The sequence below is a fragment of the Arthrobacter sp. Z1-9 genome, from assembly GCF_054792695.1.
Window position 1 is genome coordinate 1,113,283 of the sequence record NZ_CP096456.1, and the last position, 23,388, is coordinate 1,136,670.

23 protein-coding genes are annotated in these 23,388 nt (G+C 64.3%); 11 read left to right on the forward strand and 12 right to left on the reverse strand.

The window, feature by feature from the left end; all coding sequences use genetic code 11:
- Positions 1-134 precede the first annotated feature (134 nt).
- From M1D93_RS05185 to M1D93_RS05200, 4 genes are all read left to right on the forward strand, one after another.
- The gene (locus M1D93_RS05185) at positions 135-551 is read left to right on the forward strand and encodes an acyl-CoA thioesterase (RefSeq protein WP_461174932.1); all 417 of its coding nucleotides are present in this window, start codon (positions 135-137) and stop codon (positions 549-551) included.
- A 105-nt stretch (positions 552-656) separates the two neighbouring features.
- Positions 657-890, forward strand: a complete 234-nt coding sequence (locus M1D93_RS05190) for a PLDc N-terminal domain-containing protein (protein WP_461174092.1) — start codon at positions 657-659, stop codon at positions 888-890.
- Positions 891-960: 70 nt separating this feature from the next.
- Complete coding sequence (locus M1D93_RS05195) at positions 961-3,210, forward strand: McrB family protein (RefSeq protein WP_461174093.1); 2,250 nt, start codon at positions 961-963, stop codon at positions 3,208-3,210.
- A gap of 49 nt (positions 3,211-3,259) precedes the next feature.
- The gene (locus M1D93_RS05200; RefSeq protein WP_461174933.1) at positions 3,260-4,435 is read left to right on the forward strand and encodes a 5-methylcytosine restriction system specificity protein McrC; all 1,176 of its coding nucleotides are present in this window, start codon (positions 3,260-3,262) and stop codon (positions 4,433-4,435) included.
- Between the two features lie 133 nt (positions 4,436-4,568).
- On the opposite strand, the gene M1D93_RS05205 is transcribed toward M1D93_RS05200, so the two are convergent.
- Positions 4,569-6,224, reverse strand: a complete 1,656-nt coding sequence (locus tag M1D93_RS05205; protein ID WP_461174094.1) for an ATP-binding protein — start codon at positions 6,222-6,224, stop codon at positions 4,569-4,571.
- A gap of 94 nt (positions 6,225-6,318) precedes the next feature.
- Between M1D93_RS05205 and M1D93_RS05210 the strand changes: the two genes are divergently transcribed.
- Entirely contained in the window at positions 6,319-7,086 is a 768-nt protein-coding gene (locus M1D93_RS05210; protein WP_461174095.1) for a response regulator transcription factor, read from the forward strand.
- Here M1D93_RS05210 and M1D93_RS05215 read toward each other — a convergent pair.
- A complete protein-coding gene (locus M1D93_RS05215; RefSeq protein WP_461174934.1) occupies positions 7,059-7,466 on the reverse strand; it encodes an Hpt domain-containing protein in 408 nt (135 codons plus the stop codon). The two genes, M1D93_RS05210 and M1D93_RS05215, sit on opposite strands and share 28 nt — an antisense overlap.
- A 302-nt stretch (positions 7,467-7,768) precedes the next feature.
- Between M1D93_RS05215 and M1D93_RS05220 the strand changes: the two genes are divergently transcribed.
- On the forward strand, positions 7,769-7,933 hold the full coding sequence (locus tag M1D93_RS05220; RefSeq protein ID WP_461174096.1) for a hypothetical protein: 165 nt from the start codon (positions 7,769-7,771) through the stop codon (positions 7,931-7,933).
- A 187-nt stretch (positions 7,934-8,120) separates the two neighbouring features.
- On the opposite strand, the gene M1D93_RS05225 is transcribed toward M1D93_RS05220, so the two are convergent.
- On the reverse strand, positions 8,121-8,585 hold the full coding sequence (locus M1D93_RS05225; RefSeq protein ID WP_461174097.1) for a very short patch repair endonuclease: 465 nt from the start codon (positions 8,583-8,585) through the stop codon (positions 8,121-8,123).
- A 17-nt stretch (positions 8,586-8,602) separates the two neighbouring features.
- Entirely contained in the window at positions 8,603-9,037 is a 435-nt protein-coding gene (locus tag M1D93_RS05230; protein ID WP_461174098.1) for a pyridoxamine 5'-phosphate oxidase family protein, read from the reverse strand.
- A gap of 300 nt (positions 9,038-9,337) precedes the next feature.
- On the opposite strand from M1D93_RS05230, the gene M1D93_RS05235 reads away from it, so the two are divergent.
- The 3 genes from M1D93_RS05235 to M1D93_RS05245 all read left to right on the forward strand — a co-directional run bounded on the left by M1D93_RS05235 (position 9,338) and on the right by M1D93_RS05245 (position 12,104).
- Entirely contained in the window at positions 9,338-9,958 is a 621-nt protein-coding gene (locus tag M1D93_RS05235; RefSeq protein WP_461174935.1) for a DUF6318 family protein, read from the forward strand.
- Positions 9,959-9,963: 5 nt separating this feature from the next.
- A complete protein-coding gene (locus tag M1D93_RS05240; RefSeq protein ID WP_461174099.1) occupies positions 9,964-10,881 on the forward strand; it encodes a hypothetical protein in 918 nt (305 codons plus the stop codon).
- A gap of 152 nt (positions 10,882-11,033) precedes the next feature.
- Complete coding sequence (locus M1D93_RS05245; RefSeq protein WP_461174100.1) at positions 11,034-12,104, forward strand: alkene reductase; 1,071 nt, start codon at positions 11,034-11,036, stop codon at positions 12,102-12,104.
- A 229-nt stretch (positions 12,105-12,333) separates the two neighbouring features.
- Here the strand turns inward: M1D93_RS05245 and M1D93_RS05250 are convergent, their stop codons facing one another.
- Positions 12,334-12,630 carry a hypothetical protein gene (locus tag M1D93_RS05250; protein WP_461174101.1) on the reverse strand — a complete coding sequence of 99 codons (297 nt, stop codon included), beginning with the start codon at positions 12,628-12,630 and terminating at the stop codon, positions 12,334-12,336.
- A gap of 142 nt (positions 12,631-12,772) precedes the next feature.
- Between M1D93_RS05250 and M1D93_RS05255 the strand changes: the two genes are divergently transcribed.
- Positions 12,773-15,274, forward strand: coding sequence for a Tex family protein (locus M1D93_RS05255; RefSeq protein ID WP_461174102.1), 2,502 nt, complete (start codon positions 12,773-12,775; stop codon positions 15,272-15,274).
- Positions 15,275-15,325: 51 nt separating this feature from the next.
- Here M1D93_RS05255 and M1D93_RS05260 read toward each other — a convergent pair whose 3' ends face one another.
- The gene (locus tag M1D93_RS05260; RefSeq protein ID WP_461174103.1) at positions 15,326-16,123 is read right to left on the reverse strand and encodes a ZIP family metal transporter; all 798 of its coding nucleotides are present in this window, start codon (positions 16,121-16,123) and stop codon (positions 15,326-15,328) included.
- A gap of 102 nt (positions 16,124-16,225) precedes the next feature.
- Here M1D93_RS05260 and M1D93_RS05265 point away from each other — a divergent pair, with 102 nt between their 5' ends.
- Positions 16,226-16,546: a hypothetical protein gene (locus M1D93_RS05265; protein ID WP_461174104.1), complete on the forward strand. Its 321-nt coding sequence runs from the start codon at positions 16,226-16,228 to the stop codon at positions 16,544-16,546.
- 62 nt (positions 16,547-16,608) lie between these two features.
- Here the strand turns inward: M1D93_RS05265 and M1D93_RS05270 are convergent, their stop codons facing one another.
- From M1D93_RS05270 to M1D93_RS05295, 6 genes are all read right to left on the reverse strand, one after another.
- Entirely contained in the window at positions 16,609-17,286 is a 678-nt protein-coding gene (locus M1D93_RS05270; RefSeq protein WP_461174936.1) for a YqjF family protein, read from the reverse strand.
- Between the two features lie 405 nt (positions 17,287-17,691).
- A complete protein-coding gene (locus M1D93_RS05275) occupies positions 17,692-19,911 on the reverse strand; it encodes an HNH endonuclease signature motif containing protein (protein ID WP_461174105.1) in 2,220 nt (739 codons plus the stop codon).
- 75 nt (positions 19,912-19,986) lie between these two features.
- The gene (locus M1D93_RS05280; protein ID WP_461174937.1) at positions 19,987-20,385 is read right to left on the reverse strand and encodes a DUF1622 domain-containing protein; all 399 of its coding nucleotides are present in this window, start codon (positions 20,383-20,385) and stop codon (positions 19,987-19,989) included.
- A gap of 87 nt (positions 20,386-20,472) precedes the next feature.
- Positions 20,473-21,333, reverse strand: coding sequence for an SDR family oxidoreductase (locus M1D93_RS05285; RefSeq protein ID WP_461174106.1), 861 nt, complete (start codon positions 21,331-21,333; stop codon positions 20,473-20,475).
- Positions 21,334-21,385: 52 nt separating this feature from the next.
- A complete protein-coding gene (locus M1D93_RS05290; RefSeq protein WP_461174107.1) occupies positions 21,386-22,255 on the reverse strand; it encodes a nuclease-related domain-containing protein in 870 nt (289 codons plus the stop codon).
- Between the two features lie 116 nt (positions 22,256-22,371).
- Positions 22,372-23,286 carry an MSMEG_6728 family protein gene (locus tag M1D93_RS05295; protein ID WP_461174108.1) on the reverse strand — a complete coding sequence of 305 codons (915 nt, stop codon included), beginning with the start codon at positions 23,284-23,286 and terminating at the stop codon, positions 22,372-22,374.
- Positions 23,287-23,388: the final 102 nt, after the last annotated feature.

Below are 23,388 nucleotides of genomic sequence, written 5' to 3' on the forward strand. Positions count from 1 at the left end.
TGCAGGAGAACGCCTTAGTGCAGGAGGACGGCTTGCAGCAGCAGGAGGGCACAGCGCAGCAGGAGGACGGCTTGCAGCAGGACGCGCAGGTGAAGCCGCTGAGCAGCGGCCGGCGGATCGAGGTCCTGGTTCCCATGCGGTGGGGCGACATGGACGCGTACGGGCACATCAACAACGTGCAGATTGTCCGGATGCTCGAAGAAGCGCGCATTGCCGCTTTCGGGCCGCCGCGGGGAGCAGGGCTGCCGGGCATCGAGCCGCACGTCTCGCTTTTCAATGACGTCCCGGAGGGAACCATGGCGCTGGTGGTGGACCACAGGATCCGGTACGTCAGGACGCTGGAGTACCGGAACGTCCCGGCTGTGGTCCAGGTGTGGATCGGCGCCGTCAAGGGAGCGAGCTTCGATATCCACTACCTGGTCCAGGATCCGGTCACCCGGGAGGACTGCGTGAAGGCGAGCAGCCACCTGGCGTTCGTGCACGAAGCCACAGGCCGGGTGCAGCGGCTCACGCCCGAACAAAAGGAACGGCTGGCGCCGTTCACTGCGTGAGCCGAATCAGCATGCGATCCGCAGGTGCAGCCCCGTTGCGCAGCGCAGCCCCGTTGCGCAGGCGGAGCCTTCAGCGGAAACTAGGAACCCAACCAAGGAGTAGTCATGGCCCAGAAAAAGACCTGGAAGGAAATGTCCCCCTCCTCAAAGGCCGGCACCATACTGGTGGCCATCGCGCAGGTGTCCCTGTTGGTGGCGGCGCAGCGGGACATTTCCAAGCGCCCTGCAGCGATGATCAACGGTCCCAAGGCTGCCTGGCGGGCGGCATCGTTCATCAACTTCATCGGACCGGTGGGCTACTTTACATTCGGCCGGAAGAAGCCGGGAGCGGGCACGTAGCGCCCCAGGAATCACCGGGCGGTCACCAGCTCTGAGTGCCCGTCCAGTTTCACCCTGTAAATTTGAATCCATGACCCCCACCTCCACTGCTGCCATGCCCCGTGCCCTCGGTGTCTCCCGCGCCCTCGGAGTCTCCCGGGAAATTGAGGAGGCTGCGTGGTTCGTGCTTGGTCCCGGGCTCCTCGGTAAGCCGTCTGCCCTGGATGGGCGCACCATGACGTGGACGTCCGAGGCGGCGGCAGAGCTTCTGGACAGGCTGGAACGGGGCACCCCGGATCCGAAGGCGCCCATGATGACCAACCTTCGGCAGAACCTCGAAGGCGCGTCCCGGGAAGCGAAGCAGCTGGCAGTGGAACTGCTGTTCCTGCAGTCGCTGCCCCTGGCCCACGAGGTGAAGTCATTGAAGGTCAAGCGCGCCCGTGTGGCCGAGGCCGCGTCATGGCTGGAACCCCCGCTGGAGCTGCCCGAGGAGCTGTACCAGGGCCTCACGGATCACGGCGTTATCCGTGATCGGACGGCGGAGTTCAACTGGACAATCTGGGACCACCTGAAATGGCTCTGCCGTTTTGTGCAGCAGGTGGACCAGCTGCCCACCGCGGCTATAGCCGGCGCGCTGCAGGACCCGCTGAAGTTCCACCGCCTCGCCGCTGCCACGCCGGGGGACCAGCCCGCCATCCGCCGCAGCATCGAGTTCCTCACCTGGCCCAGCTACTTCGAGCCCGTGGTGGCGGACGTTGAGCGCCAGGAAATCCGCGATGCCTTCGCTTCGCTGGTGGGCGGCGCAAAAGGCGACGCCGAAGAGGACATCACCGCGGATATCCACCGCATCCGCCTGCACCTTGATGAGCAGGCCGGGCAGCGCATCGACTGGTACGCCCGCCAGCTGGTCAGCCAGTGGCGCAAGGTGGGCGACCCCGGCCGCCGGGCCTGGCTGCTGCGCACGCACAGCGACAACACCGAGCTGCTCACCGCCTGGCAGGGCGAGGAAAAGGTGACGCTCGACGTCGAACATCTCCGCCTGCTGGGGCCAGGCGTCACGGCGGGGGTGGTCCAGCATGCCGTGGACGAGGACTACAAGCACCTTGGCTATGTGGAGCGCGAGGACACCAAAACCGCTGTCTTTGCGTTCCTGACAGTGATGAAGCCCGGGGACCTGGCGCTGTACCAGCACGCCGGAACGGTGCGGCTCGGCGTCGTACTGGGGGAGCCTGAACACAACGAGGACAACCGGCGGCTGCGCCGGAAGGTCCGCTGGTTCGACGAAGGCCACACCACCACCAGCCTTCCCCGCCACGTGCAGCGGCAGCTGGCCACCCCAGGGATCGTTGTTGACCTGACCAGGGTGGTGCAGGCGCTGCAGGGCCTGCTGCCGGCAGAAGCGGAAACAGAGCCCGACGGCGATACTGAAGCCGCCGCCGTCGTCCCTCCCGTCCAGGAGGGCTTCCGCCCGCTGACCCGCGAGTTCGCGGAGTCACTGCACATGGAGCTGGAGCCGCTCCAGGAGATCGCCGAGCTGCTGGAGGAGAACCGGCAGCTGGTGCTGTACGGCCCGCCGGGCACCGGTAAAACCTACCTCGCCAAGCACCTCGCGGCGGAGCTTGCCGACGACACCACTGATGAGCGGGTCAAACTGGTCCAATTCCACCCTTCGTATGCCTACGAGGACTTTTTCGAAGGCTACCGGCCGGACAAAACGGACGAAGGCCAGGTGTCCTTCAAACTTGTCGCCGGTCCGCTCCGCCGCCTCGCCGAAGAAGCGGCCAAGCCCGGCAACGAGAAGAAACCGTACTTCCTCATCATCGACGAGATGAACCGCGCCAACCTCGCCAAGGTGTTCGGTGAGCTGTACTTCCTGCTGGAGTACCGCGATGACCGGATTTACCTGCAGTACAGCCCCAATGAGCCGTTCACCCTGCCGGACAACCTCTACATCATCGGCACCATGAACACCGCGGACCGGTCCATCGCCATGATGGACGCCGCCATCCGCCGCCGTTTTGCGTTCATCGAACTGCACCCGCAGACCGAACCGGTGAAGGACTCGCTGCTCCGTTTCCTTGAGGCCCGGCAGCTGGACACCACCCCGGCACTGCTTTTGGATGCCCTCAACGCGGCCATCGACGAGTGGGACCGGGACCTCATGATCGGTCCCTCGTACTTCATGAAGCCGGCAGCCCAGACCCCTGCCGGGCTGCGGCGGATCTGGAAGTACGAGCTGATGCCCCTGCTCGAGGAGCACTACCACGGCCAGCTGACCCGGGCCCAGCTTGAGGAACGCTTCGGGCTGGACCGGCTGCTGGAACGCCTTGCGGCCCGCTGACCCGGGTGCGTCTGTCCGGCACCTGGTGCTGGACGAACTGTCCCGCGGGATGGTGGAACGGCTGGATCCTGCCAGCGCCTCGTTCCTGAACGCCAGTGGTCTCGCCAAGGCGTCGCCCATGGGGCTTGGGCTGTACCGGATCGAGCCTGTAGGCAAGGTGGGCTCTGTGCGGACTCCCAGGGTGCAGCTGGATGTCCGGCCCAAGGACCGGCTGGGGCTCAGCCGGCTCCTGTTCCTGCTCAGCTACGCGGGGGAACAGGGGTTCCGTCCCGACACCGTGGCTGCCGTCGAGGACCGGGAGCTCTGGAGTGCGCTGGCTGAGTCGTTGGCACAGCTCGCCGAACGGGCGCTGGGACGCGGTGTGCTGCAGGGCTACCGCACGGTGGACGAGTCGCTCCGCACGGTCAAAGGACGGATCCGCATCTCGGACCAGATCTCCCGGCGGCCCGGCATGCTGGTGCCCCTGGAAGTGTCCTACGACGAGTTCAGCGAGGACATCGCCGAGAACCGCATCCTGCGTGCCGCCCTTGAGCGGATGGGCCAGGTGCCGCGGGTCCGGCCCGCGGTGCTGAGCCGGCTGCGCCAGCTCAAGGGAAAGCTCGACGCCGTCACCCGCCTTCCCGCCGGCGCCCCGCTTCCGCCGTGGACGGCCAGCCGGATGAACCTCCGCTACCACGCCGTCCTCCGCCTCGCGGAACTTATTCTCCGCAACGCCTCGGCTGAAGCCGGCCAGGGCAAGCAGCAGACCGCTGCGTTCGTGGTGGACATGGCGCAGGTGTTCGAGGATTTTGTCGGCACGGCCCTGCGGGAGGCGATGGGCGCGTACCCGGGGGAGCTCCGGCTCCGGTACAACGCACTCCTGAGCGAGGCGGTGCGGGACGCGGACCGGTTGTCAGTGCGGCCGGATGCCGTGCACCTGCTGGGCGGACGGCCCGTGGTGGTCTACAACGCCAAGTACAAAGCCGCGTCCGACCTCGGTGCCTCGCTGACGGCCGACCATTACCAGATGCTCGCCCACTGCACCGCCCTGGCAGTGCCCACCGCCTGGCTGGTCTACGCGGGGTCCGGCGAGGTCAAGCTCCGCCGCATCCTGAACACGGACATCGACATTGTGGAGTTCCCGCTGGACCTGTCGAGGCCGCCGTCGGAAATCCTCGCCTCGATCGGGGAACTCGCCCGCCAGTCCTGGGGCGAGGTGGTCCGGCAGGCCCGCACCGGCGCGTAAGGCTGGGACTGCCCTGCCGCCGTCGTACGCTCTGGCCGTGTTGCACCGGAACCCTGCGGGCGAGGTCGTCCGGCAGGCCCGCGTTGGCGCCTAACGCTGGGACTGCCTGCCGCCGTCGTACGCGCTGGCCTTACTACACCGGTACCCGGAACGTGAAAGTGGTTCCCTGGCCCAGGGCGCTTTCCACTTCGATGGTCCCGCCGTGGGCCTCAACGATCGCTTTGCTGATCGGCAGGCCCAGACCGACGCCGGGGATGGCTGTCCGGCGGACGTTGCTGGTTCGGAAAAACTTCGCGAAGACCTCCGAGGCGTCTTCCGCGCTCATGCCCATCCCGGTATCGCTGACCCGGCATGCCAGGTGGCCGTCCTCCTGGGCCAGCGAGACCAGTACGTTCCCGCCGTCGGGGGAGTACTTAATGGCATTGGACACCAGGTTGTCCAGCACCTGGGAAATCCGGGCCCCGTCCACGTGGGCCTCCAGCCGCTCCGGTGTGTCGGCGGCCAGCACCACGCCGGCAGCGGCCGCCTTGGGCATGGCCGAGGAAACGCTGGTCCGCACCAGGTCCGCCACGTCGACGGAGTGGGGCGTGACGATCAGCTGTCCGTTGCGGCTGGACAGCAGGTCGCTGACCAACGTCAGCAGGCGCTCGGAGTTCCTGCGGATGATCTCCAGCATGCCGCGCTGCGACTCCTCCGGCTCATCCCCGAGCAGGATCTCCACGTAGCCAAGAATGGACGTCAGGGGTGTCCGGAACTCATGCGAGACGCTGGAGACGAAGTCGTCCTTGGCCGTCAGCGCGTTGACGAGGTCCGTGACGTCGCTGAAGGCAATGACGGATCCGGAGAACTTCCCGTCGGCGTCCTTCATGGCCCGGGCTGTTGTCACGAAAGCGCGCTGCTCTTTTCCCGACCCCAGCCAGACAAGGTAATCCGTAAAGGTTTCCCCGAGAACGGCACGGCGGACAGGGCGCTCCTGGACGGGGACCGGCGTCTTGCGGTCCGGTCCGAAGACCAGCAGCTGGGACTCGTTCGGGTCCGCTATGTCCCTGGGCCGCGCCAGTTCGTGGTTAATCCGCTGCTTCCGGTTCATCAGCACGTCATGCCCGTCCGCGTCCACGGCAAGGACGCCCAGATGGACAGTGTCCAGGACAGTGTTCAACAGCGCTTCCTGGCGCTGGCTGGTGCGGAGGTTGGCCTGCAGCTGGGCGTCCTTGTCCTCCAGTTCCCGCTGCTGCCGCGTCATGCTGAGCGTCAGGACGCTCACGGAAACACCGATGCCGAGCATCATCACGGGCAGCAGCAGCGACCGTGCCAGGTCCTGTGCCGTAAAGGTTCCCTTGATCAGCAACGGAACCCAGATGATTGCCAGCGGCGCCAGGAAGGACAGCCACAAGGCAGCCCTTGGGTAGTACCCGGAGGCGCACAGCCAAATGACCGGGAACACGGCAAGCAGGCTGATACCCGTCAGGCTTTCCTGCCCGCCTTCCCTGCCCAGGGCAATGGAGACGAAATCCAGCAGCGGAAGAATCAGGAAGCTTGTGTAGGGCAGCCGCTCCCAGGGAACCAGATAGCACAGGGCCATGATGGCCCCCTGGGACACCAGGAACGCGACAAAGAACGGGTTGGTCATTGTGGCCGGGAAGAACGCCCAGATCAGGAAGGCTGTGAGGAGCGTCGTCACAAACAGCGGCATCTGGCTCAGCGCCACCCGATCCGTCAGCCGGTACTCGTGGAAGGGGCGCCGGAAGAATCTGATTCGGCCGGATGACCACGCAGCAGGGTTAGTCATGGCGCAGAAACTTACGGGACAGGGTGTGCGAGGCCATATCAGCAGGATATCCGCAGCCAGCTATACTTCTGACGTTGGCTGCTGAGGGGGCACTATGAGTGATGCACGTGTGGGACTGGTCATCGAGGATGACCACGACATCCGGGAACTGGTTCGCACTGTGCTGACCCAGGCAGGCTTTGAGGTGACAGTGGCCAGCAGCGGCGCCGAAGGCGTACTGACGGCGAAGACGCTCAACCCGGATGTCATCACGCTGGACCTTGGCTTGCCGGACATTGACGGGTTTGAGGTCTCCCGGCAGATCCGCGAGTTTTCGGACGCCTACATCGTGATGCTGACAGCCCGCACCGAGGAGCTGGACACCCTCATTGGCCTTGAATCCGGCGCGGACGATTACCTGACGAAGCCGTTCCGCCCCAGGGAGCTGCGCGCCCGCATCGCTGCCATGATGCGCCGCCCCCGTACCGTCCCGGACCCGGCCGACGCTGCCGGCGGGGAGGCAGCCATGGAGGGCCAGGCGCATCCCGAGCGGGGGAATTACAGCCATAACGGCCTGGAGCTAAGCTATGCATCCCGCACGGTAACCGTGGACGGCGCTGAGATGAACCTGACCCGGACCGAGTTTGAACTCCTGCACGCCCTGCTGGAAGCCGGCAGGACTGTCCGTACCAAATCGGACCTGGTGCGCCGCCTACGGGACGAGGATTACGACGTCGGCGGTTACATCAGCGAAGCGGACGAAAGGTCCGTCGAGGTGCACATGGGAAACCTGCGCAAGAAACTTGGTGACTCGCCGCAGAAGCCGCGCTGGCTCCAGACGGTCCGCGGCGTCGGCTACAGGCTGGCCCCCGGCGAGCACTGAGCCTGCAGCCTGTTCGTTGTTTGCCGGCTGCACTGGCTGATTTGTCTTAGGAACGCGGCCGCGAGCCTGGGAAGGACGACGGCGGCGGCGTCCGGCCCACCGCTCCGGATTTCGCCTTCCAAGGCCATGGCGAGGCCGGCAAGCCGCTCGGCGCCCACCATTTGGCTCGATGTCTTCAGGCTCAGGACGGCGTCCACCGCCCCGTCCAGGTCTCCGGTAGTCAAGGCCAGCCGCAGGCGGCCGACGCGCTGCGGGAGGTAGTCAATAAAGTTCCCCACGAAGACCCTGCAGTACCCCTCGTCTTCCTCGAGTTCCTCACGCAGCCGGTCCATGACTGTCCGGTCCACCAGTGGCCGACCGGCATCATCGGAAGGGGTCATCATTGTCCTTTCGGCTGTGGTCTTCCACTCCGGAAACCGGGGGGTTAGATGGCGCATCAACTCTTCTTCAGATTAGGGCTGCTCTGCATACTCAAAAGTGGTTTCCGATGAGAATTGTGGGTTTCTTGATGAGACTGCGGGTTTTTACGTCCAATGCTTGAGCCTGTGCATTTCGTGCCGATAAGCAGTGGGTGCGGCCGCAAGTAGGTGTTGGGAATAGCTTCTTTCCGGCACGGGATTTCCGAGCGTCAACAAACGGAGCGGTTAGGTTCGTTCCGCTGCAATCTTTTCCACTCACGAAGATGGACGCGGCATGCGCCCGTGGTGCGGTTCCGCCGGTGAGGTGGGAGCCGTGGGCATGGAGCGGCGGCTGCGAAGCCGAATGGAATAAGAGCCTGGTGCCCTACCTTGCTGCCCAGCCCGTCATTATCGGCTTCGTGCGGTTCCGGCTGTGGAAGGAGGCCTAGAGGCGCATCAACACCAGTGCTTCCTCGGCGTCCGCTTGGAATGCGCGCCTGTTGGCGCGGGGCAGTTAGCTGGCGAGAGGGGATGTCGTTGCTCCGGATCTTGGTGCTGTGGTCCTCCAAGCGGGACAACGCAGTTATCCTTACGGACCAACATCAAGGGTGGACAGGGCAAATACTTAAGATTGCCTCAAGATTGCTTTCTGTTGAGGCGCTCAAGGTCTGAGGAGGAATTTGTTTCCAGGAACTGCATCAAGTGGGTTTCAAGTGCGGACGCATCTTTGAGTTCGCATTCCCAGACAGTGAGCACTTCCCAGCCGGAGTCCTCCAGCAGACGGCGCTGCCCGGCGTCGCGTTCCCTGGTGCGTGAGCGCTTTGCCTCCCAGAATTCGGCGTTCGCTTTGGGGGCGTGCTGGCCCACCCGGCAGTCGTGGAAATGCCAGAAGCAGCCATTGACGAAAATCACCTTACGGCGGCCAGCGAAGACAAGGTCCGGATTGCCCGGAAGGCGGGTGCTTCCCGCTTGGCCATGCAGGCGATACCGGTAACCCTTGGCGTGAAGGAGTTTGCGGACCAGCAACTCTGGCTTGGTGTTCTTGCCCCGGATGCGGGACATGTTCCAGCTGCGCTGCTCCGGGCTCAGCTTATCCGCCATGCTTTCAGTCTAGATTCCTAGAAACCGCGCTCCGGCTGGTCCCCGAGCTGGAAATGGCGCCCGCTGACGGAGACGGGCTCGATCTCGACGTAGAAGTCCTTGAGCGTTGGAACCCACGACTTCAGTCCTAGCTCCTCGACGGCTGCCAGTTCCGCCGAGTTGCTCAGCACCCGGGCTTTCCCCCGAAGAACCACGGACCACGCCTCGTCCGACAAGATGCCGTCGGCTTCGAAGAGCACGGCCGAATTGATGGTCAGTTGGGCGAGCTTGTTCCCTGGGGCTGTCCTCAAATAGAGCTTGCCGTTTGAGCTGACGTAGTTGACCGGAAAGATATCCGGTTCCCCGGCTACGGAGACCACCAACCGTCCGTGCTTCGTCCCTTCCAGCAGGCGCCAGGACTGTTCGTCGTTGAGTTCCAGGACTGGATTGCCATCCTTGTGTTTGAACATCATGCCGCCATTCTTCTACGTTATGTAGAAATGCGCTAGGGCGGTTTGTTGGTTCTTGCCTTCGTTCCTATTGCTGTGCGATCGGGCCAGCGCTTTGGTCAGGGCATTCTTAGGCGCCCGCCTCCTTATGACCTTCTAGTCTTTTGCGCCAGTGATAAAACCAGGTCGAAGTTCCTGTGGATAAGTTTGATCGCCCAAATGTGACCTGGGCTACCCTTAAGTCACTGTCCCGAGCATGCCGTCTGGAAACTATTGGGGGATTAGCGGCCCATGACATCGCACAATGTATTCACGTCCCGCCTTATGCGTTCCGGCGTTCTAGCAGTGGCTGTTGGTGCTGCACTTACATTGGCCGGCTGCGCGGGCGGAGCACCTGCAGATCCAGGCACAGCTTCCCCGACAGCCACGGAAGTGACTTCACCAAGCCCTTCCCCCACGCCTACGCCTACAGCCAGCGCCCTATACAAACCCGCTGATGCATCTGGCCCCGCCCAGAATGTGCCAGTCCCTGTGCTGCCGGAAGTGGCGAAGACGGAAACAAAGGAGGGGCTAGAAGCTTTCATCCGGTACTGGTACGCAACGCTAAATTACGCATTCGAGACCGGTAAAACGGAAAAACTTGTAGAAATAAGCGGACCAGGCTGTGTTTTCTGCCACGGACTAAAAGACGGAGTGACGGAAGCGTGGGGCGAAGGCCGCTGGGTATCGGGAGGAAAAATTGAAACTCCTGCTATCTCAGTTGTATTCGAACCCGGGGTAGAACCACACGCCGTAGTCCAGGTGCTACAGCAAGAGATCGAGATTAGAGAATCGGACGGAAGTCTCTTCCAAGCTCCTACAGCCGCCACCAATACTGGAAGTCGGGCGGCGGCTACTTTTGGCTCCACGGGTTGGGTGATGACTGACCTTGGCCTGATTAGGTAAAGAGGATGAAGGTGCGCTCGCTGAAAGTCATTTTTATGACCTTGCTGCTGCTGCTTGTCGCTCCGACGCTCGCGTTCGCAGACATCTCACTGGGCTATGAAGAGAAGGGGCTCGGGGTTGGTGCAGATCAATGGGTAATTGACGAAACCACAGGCCAACTAAGCCGTGCAACACCCGGAACTGCAAATGCCGACCCCAACGACTACAAGTACGAACTTCAGTGCCACCTTGGCGGGGGCGACTTTGACACGCCCTGCCTTGCGCGGCAACTCGAATGCAAGGACGGCCCTGACGGTGAAGCCGGTATTCCTGTCACTTGGCTATCGAGGCCCCGTGGAGTTCCCGGCGCCGTCTGGGCCTACCACTCGGGCCCGACCTGCCTCTACGATGCTCGGCCCGAGGACCTGCTGCCCCGTATTGCCGCCGAGATCCAGCGGCAGTTCCAAAGCCTGCCGGTAAACGCCGGAACGGTCGTGGCCCAGCCCAGCCCGCACACGCTTAGGGGCGCTGAGACCAACTTTTACGCAGAGGCCGTGGAACAGCAGTTCGATGTCACCATGTTCGGACAGCAGGTGCACATTGTCGCAACACCGGTTCAGTACACCTGGAACTACGGCGATGGCACCGTATTCGGTCCCCAGCCGTCGATGGGAGGCCCGCTGCCGCAGGACCGATGGGGTGAAAAGACGAGGACCAGCCACGCCTACGGAGCCACGGGTGACTTCCAAGTCGTGCTGACCACATCCTTCCAGGGAACCTATTCCGTCAACGCCGGGCCGCCCCTGCCTATCCCGGGCCAAGGCCAATTCAGCGCGCCACCTCAGACCATCAGTGTTTGGCGGTCGCTCACCCGCAACTACGCCGACGACTGCAACGCGAACCCCCAGGGGCAGGGCTGCCCTGGAGTTGGGGCAGAGCGCTAACCCCGGCATCAGACCGTCCGGCATGAGAACGACCCCGCCCCGACGGCAGCACAACCGGAAGGGCCAGGATGTGATTCGCGCCGCATTCGGAATAGTTGCAAGCGCCTCTCAGTTGGGCCAAACAGAACATTGAAATCTTCGAAAGGACGCGCATGCTGTTTTCCCCTCTGGCCCTTGGCGAACTTGAACTCCCGAACCGACTGGTGATGGCACCCCTGACTCGGCTCCGCGCCGGCGAGGAAGGCGTCCCCGGTCCTCTCCTTGCTGAGCATTACCGCCAGCGTGCTTCCCTCGGCCTCATCGTCAGCGAAGGAACCTACCCGAGCCCCGCTGGTCGTTCCTACCCGGGCCAGCCTGGCATCGTCACCGAAGAGCAGGTGGCCGGCTGGAAGAACGTTACCGACGCCGTCCACGCAGAAGGCGGCCGCATGTTCGCCCAGATCATGCACGGCGGCAGGGTTTCGCACCCGGACATCACCGGCGGCAACACCATCGTGGCTCCCAGCGCCGTAGCTATCGAGGGTGACGTCCGCACCCCGTCCGGTAAGCAGCCGTACCCCGTGCCGCACGCACTGACCACTGACGAACTGCCGCTGGTGATCCAGGAATTCGTCGCCGCCTCGCTGAATGCCATCGAAGCCGGTTTCGACGGCGTCGAACTGCACTCTGCCAACGGCTACCTCCTCCACGAGTTCCTGGCGCCGAACGCCAACGTCCGCACCGACAGCTACGGCGGTTCCCCGGAGAACCGGGCACGTTTCGTGATCGAGACAGTCAACGCGGTAGTGGCAGCGGTCGGAGCCAACCGGGTGGGCATCCGCATCTCTCCGGAGCACAACGTACAGGGCATTGCCGAGGTTGACGCAGCCGATGTCCGTGCCACCTACGAGGTCCTGGTGGACAGCATTGCCCCGCTTAACCTTGCCTACCTCAGCATCCTGCACCACGAACCCAGTGGCGAGTTGGTCCAGGATCTCCGGGCGCGCTTCGGTGGCACCTTCCTGGTCAACACCGGCTTCAGCGTTGTCACTACCAAGGAGGAAGCCGCTGCCCTGGTGGCCGACGGTCATGCGGACGCAGTAGTGGTGGGCCGTCCCGCCATCGCCAATCCGGACCTGGCGCGGCGCTGGAACGAGAGCCTGCCGCTGAATGAACCGGACCCCTCCACCTTCTACGCTGATGGAGCCGAGGGCTACACGGACTACCCGGCCTACGCCGGCTAAGGCTCCTTAAACAGTAAGTGCGAGACAGCAGCGACGGCGGCACCCGACTAGGGTGCCGCCGTCGTTTGCTGCTCGGTGTGCTGTCCCGGCAGCGGGCGCCAGAGGCCATCCGACGGCCTTTGGCTGATGAAGTTGGCCCACCGGGCTCCTCTGGGGTCCCGGCGGTGATCAGATGCTACTCCAGCAAATGGAGTTTTACTAGAGCCCGGTCAGGCACCGGCAAAATGGGCTAGAGAAGTGCCTCCCGGCCGGTTCCTTCCGTCATAACGAGCTTTCCGTCCTCGATGGATACGAGGACGCTTTTGGGCTTGCCGCTGACCTTCGTGATCGCTTTCAGGCCCCGGTTGGTTACCTCGACTCCCACCTGTGCGCCCTTCGCCGGCAGCTCTATGGAAACCTCGGATGCAATGCCGAGTATCGGGTTGGTGGAAACATCCAGGTCCCGCCGCGCTTGCTTGCCGTTCACCGTCACGGTGATGTTGGCTTCTTCGAACCCCTCCTGAAACACGATAAGCAGTTCCCGCATGATGCCCTCTTCCTCGAGCGTTCGGTGCCTGTGACGGCATTTCAACTACAGCACTTTGCGGGCGGCAGTGGAATACCCTTGCCGAACGTCCCTGACTGCCGCGGCAGTGGAGCCGGGCAAGCGCTTAGGGCAAGATGTTCTGGTGACTCAACTGCCGCACCCCCCGTCCGCTGCTCCGTCAACGCCCACAAAAAGGGAGGACGGAATCTACAGCCAGATCGCAACTGAACTGGGCGTCAAAGCCTGGCAGGTGAAGGCGGCTGTGGAGCTGCTCGACGGCGGGTCAACAGTCCCGTTTATTGCCCGGTACCGCAAGGAGGCCACCGGGACGCTGGACGACACCCAGCTTCGTGAGCTTGACGAGCGCCTGCGCTACCTCCGTGAACTGGAGGACCGCCGTCGTACCGTGCTCGACGCCGTTGCAGCGCAAGGCCAACTGACGCCCGAACTGCAGAAGGCGATCCTCGCCGCTGACACTAAATCTCGGCTCGAGGACATCTACCTGCCGTTCAAGTCCAAGAGGCGGACCAAAGCACAGATCGCGCGAGAGGCGGGCTTGGAACCGCTGGCCGAGGCACTGCTGAAACGGCCAGAGTTTCATCCGGAACGCGAAGCCGCCAAATACCTCAACCCGGAACATGCTGTTGGGGACGCCGCTGCCGCGCTCGCCGGTGCCCGTGCCATTCTGGTTGAGCGCGTCGCCCAGGATCCCGACCTTGCGGCCACCCTGCGCGAGCGCCTCTGGACGCAGGGCCGCATGGTGTCGCGCGTGAAGAAGGGGAAGGAGTCCGAAGGGCAGAAGTTCGCTGACTACTTCGAGTTTGCCCAAGCGCCGGCCGGGATGCCGTCGCACCGCGTGTTGGCTTTGCTGCGGGGGGAGAAGGACGGCATCCTTGAACTCGACCTCGCCGAAGCAGACCCCGCGGACGACGCCGCCCTTGCAGCCGCGCGCTTACGGTACGAGTCGGCGGTGGCCAGGTGCCTAGGGGTCGCCGACCGTGGGCGTCCCGCCGATGCCTGGTTGATGGAAACGGCCCAGCTGGCGTGGCGGTCCCGAGTGTTGGCGAGGCTGACAGCTGACCTCCGCGGCAAGATGTTCGCAGCGGCCGAGGATGAGGCGGTCCGCGTTTTCGCCGCAAACCTTCGCGATGTGCTGCTGGCCGCGCCGGCCGGGAACAAGGCCACGCTCGGCCTGGACCCCGGACTTCGAACCGGCGTCAAGGTAGCCGTGGTTGATGGCACCGGCAAGGTCGTGGCCACGGATACCGTCTACCCTCATGCCCCGGCACGCAAGTGGGACGAAGCACTGGCGACTCTTGTTCGGTTGGCGCGGCAGCACGCCGTCGAACTCGTGGCCATTGGCAACGGAACAGCATCGCGCGAAACTGACAAGCTCGCAGCCGAACTGATAAAGCGCTTGCCGGACGTGGAACGGAAACCGCAAAAGCTCGTGGTCTCCGAAGCGGGGGCATCGGTTTACTCTGCTTCCGCTCTCGCTGCAGCAGAGCTGCCCGGCATGGACGTGTCCCTGCGCGGAGCCGTCTCTATCGCCCGGCGCCTGCAGGATCCGCTTGCGGAGTTGGTGAAGATCGATCCCAAGTCCATCGGCGTGGGCCAGTACCAGCACGATGTCACAGCGTCCAAGCTGGACCGCAGCCTGGATGCGGTGGTGGAGGACTGCGTGAACGCCGTGGGCGTGGACGTCAACACTGCCTCGCCAGCGCTGCTCAGCCGCGTGGCCGGCGTCGGGCCCCTGCTCAGCGAGAACATCGTGGCGTACCGGAATGAGCATGGCCCCTTTGCCAAGCGCAGCGACCTGAAGAAGGTGCCGCGGCTTGGCGCGAAGGCGTTCGAGCAGTGCGCTGGCTTCCTTCGGATTACAGGGGGATCGGAGCCGCTGGATGCCTCCAGCGTGCACCCGGAGTCCTATCCCGTGGCGCGGAAGATTCGTGTGGCTGCCGGCTCTGCGCCTGCTTCATCGCTGGACCCGCGTGACTTTGTGGATGACACGTACGGGCTCCCCACGGTTCAGGACATATTGTCCGAGCTGGACAAACCCGGGCGCGACCCGCGGCCGGCATTTGCAGCCGCGACGTTCTCGGAGGGGATCGAGAAGATTTCCGACCTCAGGCCCGGGATGGTTTTGGAGGGGACTGTGACCAACGTTGCGGCGTTCGGGGCGTTCGTGGATGTGGGCGTGCATCAGGACGGACTGGTCCACGTCTCGGCCCTGGCGAACCGCTTCGTGGCCGATCCGCGCGAAGTGGTGAAGTCAGGACAAGTGGTTCGGGTGAAGGTCCTGGAGGCAGACCCCGAACGGAAGAGGATTTCGTTGACGTTGCGGCTGGACGACGAGCCCTCCTCCGGGGCCGCGGGTTCGGGTGCTACATCGTCGGGGAAGTCCGGCGGTCGGCCGCAAAACCAGGAGCGGGGCAAGAACCAAAGCGGCGGGCGCGGCGGAAACCCCGGCACGGGGCGGGGCGGCACGCAGGGTTCGGAACGCGGCGGACGGCAGGAGCAGGCACGATCGGGTGGAAAGACGGCACGTAACGAGGCAGTGCCTGGCCGCACCTCTGCTGCCCAGCCGGCTCCGGTGAACACGGCCATGGCTGAGGCGCTGCGGAAGGCCGGGCTGGGTAAGTAGCTTGTTCGGCGACTCGGTGCCGTATTTGAGGCTGCGGCCTTGCGCTGCGGCTTAGGCAAGCGACAACACGAACGCGAGGACGAATCCTGCGGCCGTGCTCAGGGCGACGGCTGGTCCGCCATGTTCATACGCTTCCGGCATCAGGGTGTCCGCCAGCGAGGCGATCACTGCACCGGCTGCGAACGCCAGAGGTATGGAGATCGCCTCCGGGTCCGCTCCGGACAGCGGTCCAGCTCCTATGACGACGGCGATGACGAGCAGAACCGCACACGCCAGCCATAGTCCGAGGATGCTGCCTGTCGAACGGCCCTGGCTCCGCATGGACGCCGAACCGACCAGTGCTTCAGGGAAATTGGAGACGAAAATAGCGGCAAGGAGCGCCAAACCGCCGGTTCCTTCCCCCAGCGAGATTCCTAGGGCAACGTTCTCCGGCACGCCGTCAAGGGTGACGGCGGCCAAGAGCGCCAGCCCGGCCGCTCCGCGGGTTGATGCAGAAGTGGCAGCCTTATCGGTAGCGGCGGCATCAGTGTCGAGCTTGGCGCTGCCCTGGAACTCGTCGGCAGGTGTGGCGTGTTTCTGTTCTCCGGCCTGCGCCCACCGGTCCAGCAGTGCGCTGAGGACCGTGAACACCACAGCGCCGCCCATGAGGCCGATGGCTGCGCGGATGATCCCGCCGTGCTCATAGGCATCTTCGAACAGTTCGAAAGCGAGTGCCGTGATGAGTGAACCGGCGGCGAAGGCCAGCAGCATGGCCAAGAGACGCTTGGGCAGCTCAAAACGGACGCCAACGAAGGCACCTACGACTAAGGCGCTGGACGCTATGATGCCAAACCACAGCGACATCATCATGCGGCAAGTATAGGAGTGCGCGGCTGACGTGGGAATACGTCACGGGCCCTTCACCCGGTGGGCGTACTTTCGATGACGATGGGTTTCTGCAAAGGTGGGTTCATGACCTATTTCCTGGAGTACATCATCCCCGCAGCCGCCGACGATGCCGAGTTCGAGTTCCCGCACGACGAGATCAACTCCGGTACTACCATCCCCCTGACCCAGACGGATGCCGAGGTTGTGCACACCCCTGAACTCCCGGCGCGGACGGGCATCATAGGCGCCACTGTCCCAGAGGCAAAACTGGAAGCCGAGCAGCTGATCACCCACAGCCGTGCCTCTGAAGCGTCCCTGTACTTCGACCCGTCCAACTCCCTCAACGCTGGAGTGGGAACCCTCGTGGCCACCTTCAGTGAAGGCCGCGGCTGGCAGGACGTTTAGGACATAACGCTTCGGGGCCGGTTAGTGCCCGGGGAAGCTAGGTCATAGCGCTTCGGGTCCGGTTAGTGCCCGAGGAAGCGGGGCCGGCCAAATTGGGTCCGGACACCGGGGGAGTACAGCACGGACTCCGGCGGGCCGTCCACTGTGATTCCCGCGGCTCGCATCAGCCCATCCTCCAGCTCGACCAGATCCGCCGTGTAAAGCGGCCACGGTTCATGCGTATTTGGGATGTAGACGGTCCGGCCCCAGAAAACGCTGTGCAGCCCGAATCGTGCAGTCAGAAATGTTGAGAGGGGATCCTCCGCGGGCGAGCCGAGATCTGGCGCAGCACGAAAGATGCTTTGGGCGCCTCGCCGGAATCTGCGGACGGAGTAGCTGGTGGCAGGGGTTCGGTCTGAGGGTGGCTGGTAACCCGTCCTCGACCAGACGTACCGTATGCCAACCGCCCTGGCGGCCAGGACTACGGGCAGCCGGTTTGCGTCGAGGGTCAAAAATACGACACCACGGGTTCCGTCGGGTTCCCTGGAGTAAAGACGGACGTTGACCTCATTGAAGCTCCCCAGGTAGGGGATGCCTGGTCCGCGTCCAATCCCTGCCTCCTTCATTCGGAAGCCGATGAGGCCCGCCCAGGAGGTTCCGTCGAAAGTGTCTGGCTGCACGCCAGGAGGCATAAACCGTGCAGCAACTGACTCCGGAATGCGCCAGTGGAGGAATATGGCGTCCATCCAGCGCTGGTCCATAATGACAGGAAGATGCAGTTCCTCCGGCAGGGGCCACCGTGCCGAATTGTCCTGGTGCAATGTCACGGTTCTCTCTCCTGCTGATTCAGCGCGCGAGTACCTGCGGGAGGCTCCCAGTCACCGATAGGGGTGGTCTCGGGACAAGCTCGCCGGCCTTAGCACTAGGGCGAGTCTCCTTGGTGTCGTAGCAAGATGACGAAAGCGTAGAGGACGACGTCCTAGTGGTGGCAGTCCTGCTCATGCTGTGAAGCCTAGCGGAGCCTTTTGGAAACCAGCAGGGCGCTTCCTGAGGATCGCCGCCTTAATGAAAGCACGACGGCTGTTGAAGGCACCATGGCTTGTTGAAGGCATTACGGGCCATCAGCCGGGGCCGTCTGGTGTCAGCCCCTTCCCGCCGGGCGCTGCTCATTCCCGGGGTGGGGGTGGTGGTTTGAAGTAGGTGTTGTGTTGGGGTTTTTGGTGTGGGTCGAGGTGTTTTGGGGGTGTGTACCAGGGGGTGCCGTTGATGATGGTGATGGTCCATTGTTCTTTGTGGATCAGGTGGTGGTGGCCTGAGCAGAGGAGTGCGCCGTTGTCGACGGTGGTGGTGCCGCCGTTGGACCAGTAGGTGACGTGGTGGGCTTCGCACCAGGGGGCGGGGATGGTGCAGTTGGGGAAGGTGCAGCCTTGGTCGCGGGCGGTGATGGCTTGGCGTTGGGCTGGGGTGAAGAGCCGGGTTTTGCGGCCGAGGTCCAGGATTTCGCTGTGGGTGCCGAGGAGGGCGGGGATGATGTCGGCGTCGCAGGCGATTTTGCGGATTGTGGCGGCGGCGACGGGGCCGGTGAAGGCGAAGTTCCCGGTACCGGTACCCGTGCCGGTGCCGGTGCCGGTGCCGGTGCCTGCGCCGGTGCCGGGATTGCGTTCGGGGTGGGGGAGGAGGTCCTGGTAGTTGATGGTGGCGATGATTTGGGGGCGGTTGCCGCCGGTGGCGGGCAGGGTGTTGGTGGTCAGGGCGGTTTTGACGGCGCCGATGAGTCCCTCGAGTTGTTTCTGGGGCCGGGTGCGCCGGTCCAGGTCCACGTCGCCGTCCCGCCAGGGATCCCGGCCGGTCCCGGTACCCATGCCAATGCCTGTTACGGTCCCAGCGCCAGCGCCTGTGCCGGTCCCAGCGCCAGCACCTGTGCCTGTGCCTGTGCCGGTGTCTGTGTCGGTTCCTGTTGCTGTGGTGGTGCGGGGGTTGGTGGCGGTGTTCATGACGGTGAGGAGGTGTTCGTACTGGTCGGTGGTAGCGAAGATTTCGATGTGGTGCAGGCCGTGGCGGGGTTTGCGGATGAAGGCGCCTTGGCTGTGGCGGAGGGCTTCTTCGCTGGGTTCGGTGCCGTCGGCGTCGATGGTGTCGGCCCAGCGGCGGGCGACGCGGGCAAGGAAGTCCGGATCGGCGGTGGCGGCTGTGCTGGTGAGGTTTTCCTCGATCAGGACCAGCCGTTCGGGTGTGACGAGGTGGCGGAGCCGGTTCAGGGTCAGACTGATGATGGTCCCGGCACGGGAAGAGACCGCAGGACTGGTAGCAGCCCGGGTCGTTGCGGTGTCCTCGCCCCCGTCCCCGATGTCCCCGGTGTTGGTGGAGTCTTCTTCGCTCCCGGTGGTGTTCGCGGTGTCCTCGACGGTGCCGGCAGGTGCAGGTGTGGGTGTGAGGGCTGCGGCGAGGTGTTCGCGGGTGGCTGGGATGATGTCGCCGGTGAGTGTGGTGGTGGGGAGGATGTCTGCTGCGAGGGCGAGCCGGCGGTGGGCTTCGCTCTTGGCGATCCGCAACCGCAGTCGCAGGAACTCTGCAGTGTTGGCGCACCCGTCATCGGCAGGTGAGGTGACTACCCGGCTGGGGCGGTCTGGCTCGATCGGGTTCCCGGCGCCGTTGGCCGCTGACTCGCTGGCCAATGACTCGCTGGCCACCGAACTGCTGACTACGGAGTCTCCGGGCCAGGCGGCGTCTGTTTCGTTCAGGGCTTCGGCGCCGTTGTCCCAGCCGGTGACCCAGCCCTTGCCGACACGGGAGCGGCCGGCTCGGGCGGCGTCCGCCGCGGCAATGGCCTGTGTGCGGGTCCGGTCCACCGTCCCGGCGGCCAGGATCTGCAGGTACTCCACGGACCGGGAGAAGTCCTCCACGTGCCCGGCAAAATCGGCGGCCTCAACGTAATCAGCGGCCGCAAGAATCGTGGGGGCAGCAGCAGCGGCAGCAGCCAGTAATCCGCCGATCTCGCTTAGGCTAAGCAGCCCATGAGCACCGGACGGGTTGTCAGCCGGAAGCGACGCCGCGGTAAGGGATTCATCTGCACCGGGAGGGTTGTCAGCCGGAAGCGACGCCGCGGTAAGGGATTCATCTGCACCGGGAGGGTTGTCAGCCGGAAGCGACGCCGCACCAAGGGTTTCATCCGTACCGGACGGGTTGCCTGGCTGAAGGGGAGCCTCAACGAGGGCCCCACCCTCCCATTGTGCAGCCTGGCCGGGAACGGCACCTAGCCGGCCCGCGCAACCTTGGCGCGAGTCGCCGTCGGACGCCTTTGACCCAGGGGCAGAAACCCTGCCAGCCCGCATCAGAACAGCAGTAGAACCGCCGTACTCCGCAAGCTGCTCACCGATGGCTTCCATAGGACAACTCTGCCAAAGACCACCGACAAAACTGCCGGCAAAAGACGCTATGTGGATAACCTGAACCGGATGAAATCAGCGTGCAGGGGCTTCGGCGGAATCCGAGGATTGGGGCTCCTTCTGCCACGGCCATCGGCCCGTGATTTCCAGCTCCAACGAGAAGCTGAGGAACGTCCGGATCAGCACGATGATGGCCAGCACTCCAACGCTTTCGAACGTAGGAGTGACAGCCACGGTGCGGATGATATCGGCTGCCACCAGAAGTTCGAGGCCCAGCAGGATGGACCTGCCCAGCAGCTGCCGATAAAGGCGGTAGACGCTGAGTTTTTCAGCCCCTGCAGGCAGGTTACGCTTACGCGGCTGGTGTCCGCGCAGCGCCATAGGAATGGAAATGAGGGCACCGATTACCATGACGGCCACCCCAGCGAAGTCGACAAACTCCCCGACCGTCTCAATGATGTGCCGAAAATCCAAGGTTTCCTGCCTCACTCGCATCGCGTCAAAGTTGCTGCCGTCCAGGAGACAGCCTAAACGCTGGCACTTCAGGGGAAGGTTCTTGGCCTACGGGTGCCGTACCCCGTTGCCAACGAGAATGTCCCGGTAGCCCTCACGGAACGACGGAAAAGTGAACTCGAAACCAGTGCTGCGCAGGAGAGCGTTGCGGCAGCGCTTGTTGCCGCCGCGGGCCGTCCCTGCATCTCCAACCGGGGGCTCAGCTAAGCCTATTTCGGCGGCCAGGAAACGGAGCACGGCGCCGAGGTCGGCAGGGTCGTCGTCCACACCAATGTAGACGGGCGCCGGCTCTGAAGGCAGAGTGGCCAGATGGACGATGGCAGCCGCAGCGTCATCCCGATGAATGCGGTTTGTGTAGCGGACATCTTCCGGGATGATGGCTGAACCGCTGCGCACCTGGTCGATCAACCGCGTCCTGCCCGGGCCGTAGATCCCGCCAAGACGAAGCGACACTGCTGCTGTCCGGGTCCCGTCGAACCGGCTGTGCAGCAGTTCCTCGGCCTCCAGAAGGATCCGCCCGGAGAAGCCGCCGGGAACCGCTGCGGTACCCTCATCAACCCAGCCGCCGCCGGCGTCGCCGTACACAGCGGTAGAGGAGACGAAGAGCACCCGCTCCGGCGTCACGCCGTCGCGCTTCAAGGCGTCGAGGACGTTGGTGAGGCCCTGTACGTACGCGGCTCGGTAGGCCTCCTCCGTTGGTGAGTCGGCGGCTACGGCTATGACGACGGCGGTGGTGTCCGCCGGGACCGGCGGCAGGTTGGGTGCGCCCAGGTCAGCCGCCACACCTTCGATAGCGGCCGGCAGCTTCTGCGCCGAGCGGCGCCAGCCAACCACACGGCGGCCTTGGGCAGCGAACCGCAATCCGGCTTCAGTTCCGAGATCACCACAGCCAGCCAGGAGGATAGTCATGGCTGACAGTCTGCCATTCCCGCCGCCTCGACCTGTATTCGCCGAGTAAGGGTTAGGGCGCTGGAGGGGTGGACACTACCGCGGGTGGTGAAGGAACCGGGGCTCTTTGCGGCTGGGGTGAAAGTTGCGAAAGCACGTTAAGAAGCACGCCGAGGGCGAAAATCATCAGCGCCAACCGGAAGAGCACCCCAAGGCAACCGGGTTTTTTCCTGCCCGCAGCCGGACGCCGGGGTGTGACCGGGGGACGAATGGTGCGCGGGTCGTCGGCAGGGTCACGAGCCGTGCGCCATTGGGCGAGGGACGCGGCCGGGCCAGAGGAGTGGGCGAAATCCGCTGACCCGGCGGGTACGTTTCCTGTGGTCAGCAGCGAGGGACTCTTGCTGCCGGCGAGCAGGTTGGTGAGGTAATGGTGGATCGCCCGGATGGTTTCCGGATCAAGCACGGCCGGCAGGGCGGTTACAGCGTCACGCAACGTGTCGATGCCCTGGATCCGTGCACCGCTGGCGGTTGACCCTTCCAGGACGGGCTGCCCCACCATGCACAGCCACGCCTGAACAAAGCGGCGGTGTTGCGGCTCCAGCAGGGCGGCAACTGCTGCTCCCTGCTGCAGCACTCCGCCAACTTCCCGCTCCCGGGAGTAGCCGTTTTGGCGGAGCACGCCGTTGCGAAGTTGTACGTCCCCGGACCAGTTCTTCGCATCGACCACGATGACACCGCCGGGGCCGACCAGGACATGGTCCAGGTTGGCTTTGGGCCGCCCAGGCCAGTGCACGTCGTGCAGGGCCATCCAGCCCTGTGACTCAGGCATCTCGAGGATGGCGGCCACCCGGGCTTCGCCCGCCGCCCCGGCTGCCCAGGCCCGCTCGGCCCGTTCTGCATAATCAAGCTGCCGCCGAAGCTTGGCTGCACGTTCAGCCGCCATTCTCGCCTGCTCAGCAGCGCCGCCGCCTGCACCCATATCTTGCCCCCATGCTGATGGTGTGGTCACACGCACTTCGGGCACTACTGTATGCGATCAGCTGCTGGCGGATAGGTCCTTTACGGTGCCTTCACCGGGAAGAACACGCGGGGGTCCTGCAGGAGTGCGGGGTAGGCGAAGGCAGACCGGTCGATGATCTCCGTGACAGTGAAGTTCCGGCCGAACCGGCCGTCGTCGAGCGTGATGGGCCGGCCCACCACCTGTCCCACGGCAAACTTGGCGCCGTGTTCGAAGGGGACGGCCACGGGCGTCTTTCCAGGCAGCGTGGAGAAGGCCTCCTCTTGCGCCAGGCGCTTGCGGGTGGGCTTCTTCACCAGTTGCTTCGGCGGGGCCTTCCGGGGCTGCTTCGAGGGGCGGCGGGAACCGTCCTCGATATACACCGGGGTGTAGTCATCGTCGGAATCAGCAGCCACGGCAGCGGTAAACCCGTGCACCGGCGGCAGGGCCACGGTGTTCAGTGTCTGGGGATCGACGTCGGCATGCGGCGAACGGAGGATCCAGAGAATGTCGCCCTCGGGCTCATGCGGCAGGAACTCATGCTTGGGTTCGGGCCAGAGGTAATCCATGTCCGGTACCGCATCAGTAAAGATGGAGCTGTAGAACTTGGGTTCCTTGCGCACCAGCTTGGAGCGGTGGCTGAGGTGGAAATCCGGATCTCCCAGCCACGGCGGCATAGGTATCTTCGAGGCGTAGTCCGGGTGGGCGGCCTGCGGGGCGAACTCGGTGATGTTCTCGCGGGTCTTGTCGGGGTGCCCGCGTTCGGTCCACTCGTCCACCATCGCCAGCCCGTACATGGTCAGGGCGGGTACGTAGCCCATCCACATCCGGATCGCCGGGTGGGTCTGCCAGCCGTATCCGGGAATCACCAGGGACCGGAGCGTCTGCAGCGCTTCGACGCGCTGCTTGCCGAGCCGGGCAGTATCCAAGGCGGCGGCGCTCTGCCGGAAGTCGGGGTACGGGAGGAAAGTTTGCATCCCTTCAGTCTGACGGCAGCAGGCGGATGTGCCAATTGCAGTGCCCGGCGCCACAATCGCGGCACCAAAATGTTCACATCGTGGACCTATGCATACACGGGG

What these genes read in the sequence shown, in the direction of transcription:
- M1D93_RS05230 (WP_461174098.1), bottom strand. Translation starts at nt 9,037, where the DNA reads ATGATGTTCAAACACAAGGATGGCAATCCAGTCCTGGAACTCAACGAC.
- M1D93_RS05275 (WP_461174105.1), bottom strand. Translation starts at nt 19,911, where the DNA reads ATGGAAGCCATCGGTGAGCAGCTTGCGGAGTACGGCGGTTCTACTGCT.
- M1D93_RS05285 (WP_461174106.1), bottom strand. Translation starts at nt 21,333, where the DNA reads ATGACTATCCTCCTGGCTGGCTGTGGTGATCTCGGAACTGAAGCCGGA.
- M1D93_RS05260 (WP_461174103.1), bottom strand. Translation starts at nt 16,123, where the DNA reads ATGATGATGTCGCTGTGGTTTGGCATCATAGCGTCCAGCGCCTTAGTC.
- M1D93_RS05265 (WP_461174104.1), top strand. Translation starts at nt 16,226, where the DNA reads ATGACCTATTTCCTGGAGTACATCATCCCCGCAGCCGCCGACGATGCC.
- M1D93_RS05225 (WP_461174097.1), bottom strand. Translation starts at nt 8,585, where the DNA reads ATGGCGGATAAGCTGAGCCCGGAGCAGCGCAGCTGGAACATGTCCCGC.
- M1D93_RS05185 (WP_461174932.1), top strand. Translation starts at nt 135, where the DNA reads ATGCGGTGGGGCGACATGGACGCGTACGGGCACATCAACAACGTGCAG.
- M1D93_RS05220 (WP_461174096.1), top strand. Translation starts at nt 7,769, where the DNA reads ATGGACGCGGCATGCGCCCGTGGTGCGGTTCCGCCGGTGAGGTGGGAG.
- M1D93_RS05235 (WP_461174935.1), top strand. Translation starts at nt 9,338, where the DNA reads ATGCGTTCCGGCGTTCTAGCAGTGGCTGTTGGTGCTGCACTTACATTG.
- M1D93_RS05210 (WP_461174095.1), top strand. Translation starts at nt 6,319, where the DNA reads ATGAGTGATGCACGTGTGGGACTGGTCATCGAGGATGACCACGACATC.
- M1D93_RS05245 (WP_461174100.1), top strand. Translation starts at nt 11,034, where the DNA reads ATGCTGTTTTCCCCTCTGGCCCTTGGCGAACTTGAACTCCCGAACCGA.
- M1D93_RS05190 (WP_461174092.1), top strand. Translation starts at nt 657, where the DNA reads ATGGCCCAGAAAAAGACCTGGAAGGAAATGTCCCCCTCCTCAAAGGCC.
- M1D93_RS05215 (WP_461174934.1), bottom strand. Translation starts at nt 7,466, where the DNA reads ATGACCCCTTCCGATGATGCCGGTCGGCCACTGGTGGACCGGACAGTC.
- M1D93_RS05205 (WP_461174094.1), bottom strand. Translation starts at nt 6,224, where the DNA reads ATGACTAACCCTGCTGCGTGGTCATCCGGCCGAATCAGATTCTTCCGG.
- M1D93_RS05240 (WP_461174099.1), top strand. Translation starts at nt 9,964, where the DNA reads ATGAAGGTGCGCTCGCTGAAAGTCATTTTTATGACCTTGCTGCTGCTG.
- M1D93_RS05200 (WP_461174933.1), top strand. Translation starts at nt 3,260, where the DNA reads ATGGTGGAACGGCTGGATCCTGCCAGCGCCTCGTTCCTGAACGCCAGT.
- M1D93_RS05295 (WP_461174108.1), bottom strand. Translation starts at nt 23,286, where the DNA reads ATGCAAACTTTCCTCCCGTACCCCGACTTCCGGCAGAGCGCCGCCGCC.
- M1D93_RS05270 (WP_461174936.1), bottom strand. Translation starts at nt 17,286, where the DNA reads ATGGACCAGCGCTGGATGGACGCCATATTCCTCCACTGGCGCATTCCG.
- M1D93_RS05290 (WP_461174107.1), bottom strand. Translation starts at nt 22,255, where the DNA reads ATGGCGGCTGAACGTGCAGCCAAGCTTCGGCGGCAGCTTGATTATGCA.
- M1D93_RS05195 (WP_461174093.1), top strand. Translation starts at nt 961, where the DNA reads ATGACCCCCACCTCCACTGCTGCCATGCCCCGTGCCCTCGGTGTCTCC.
- M1D93_RS05250 (WP_461174101.1), bottom strand. Translation starts at nt 12,630, where the DNA reads ATGCGGGAACTGCTTATCGTGTTTCAGGAGGGGTTCGAAGAAGCCAAC.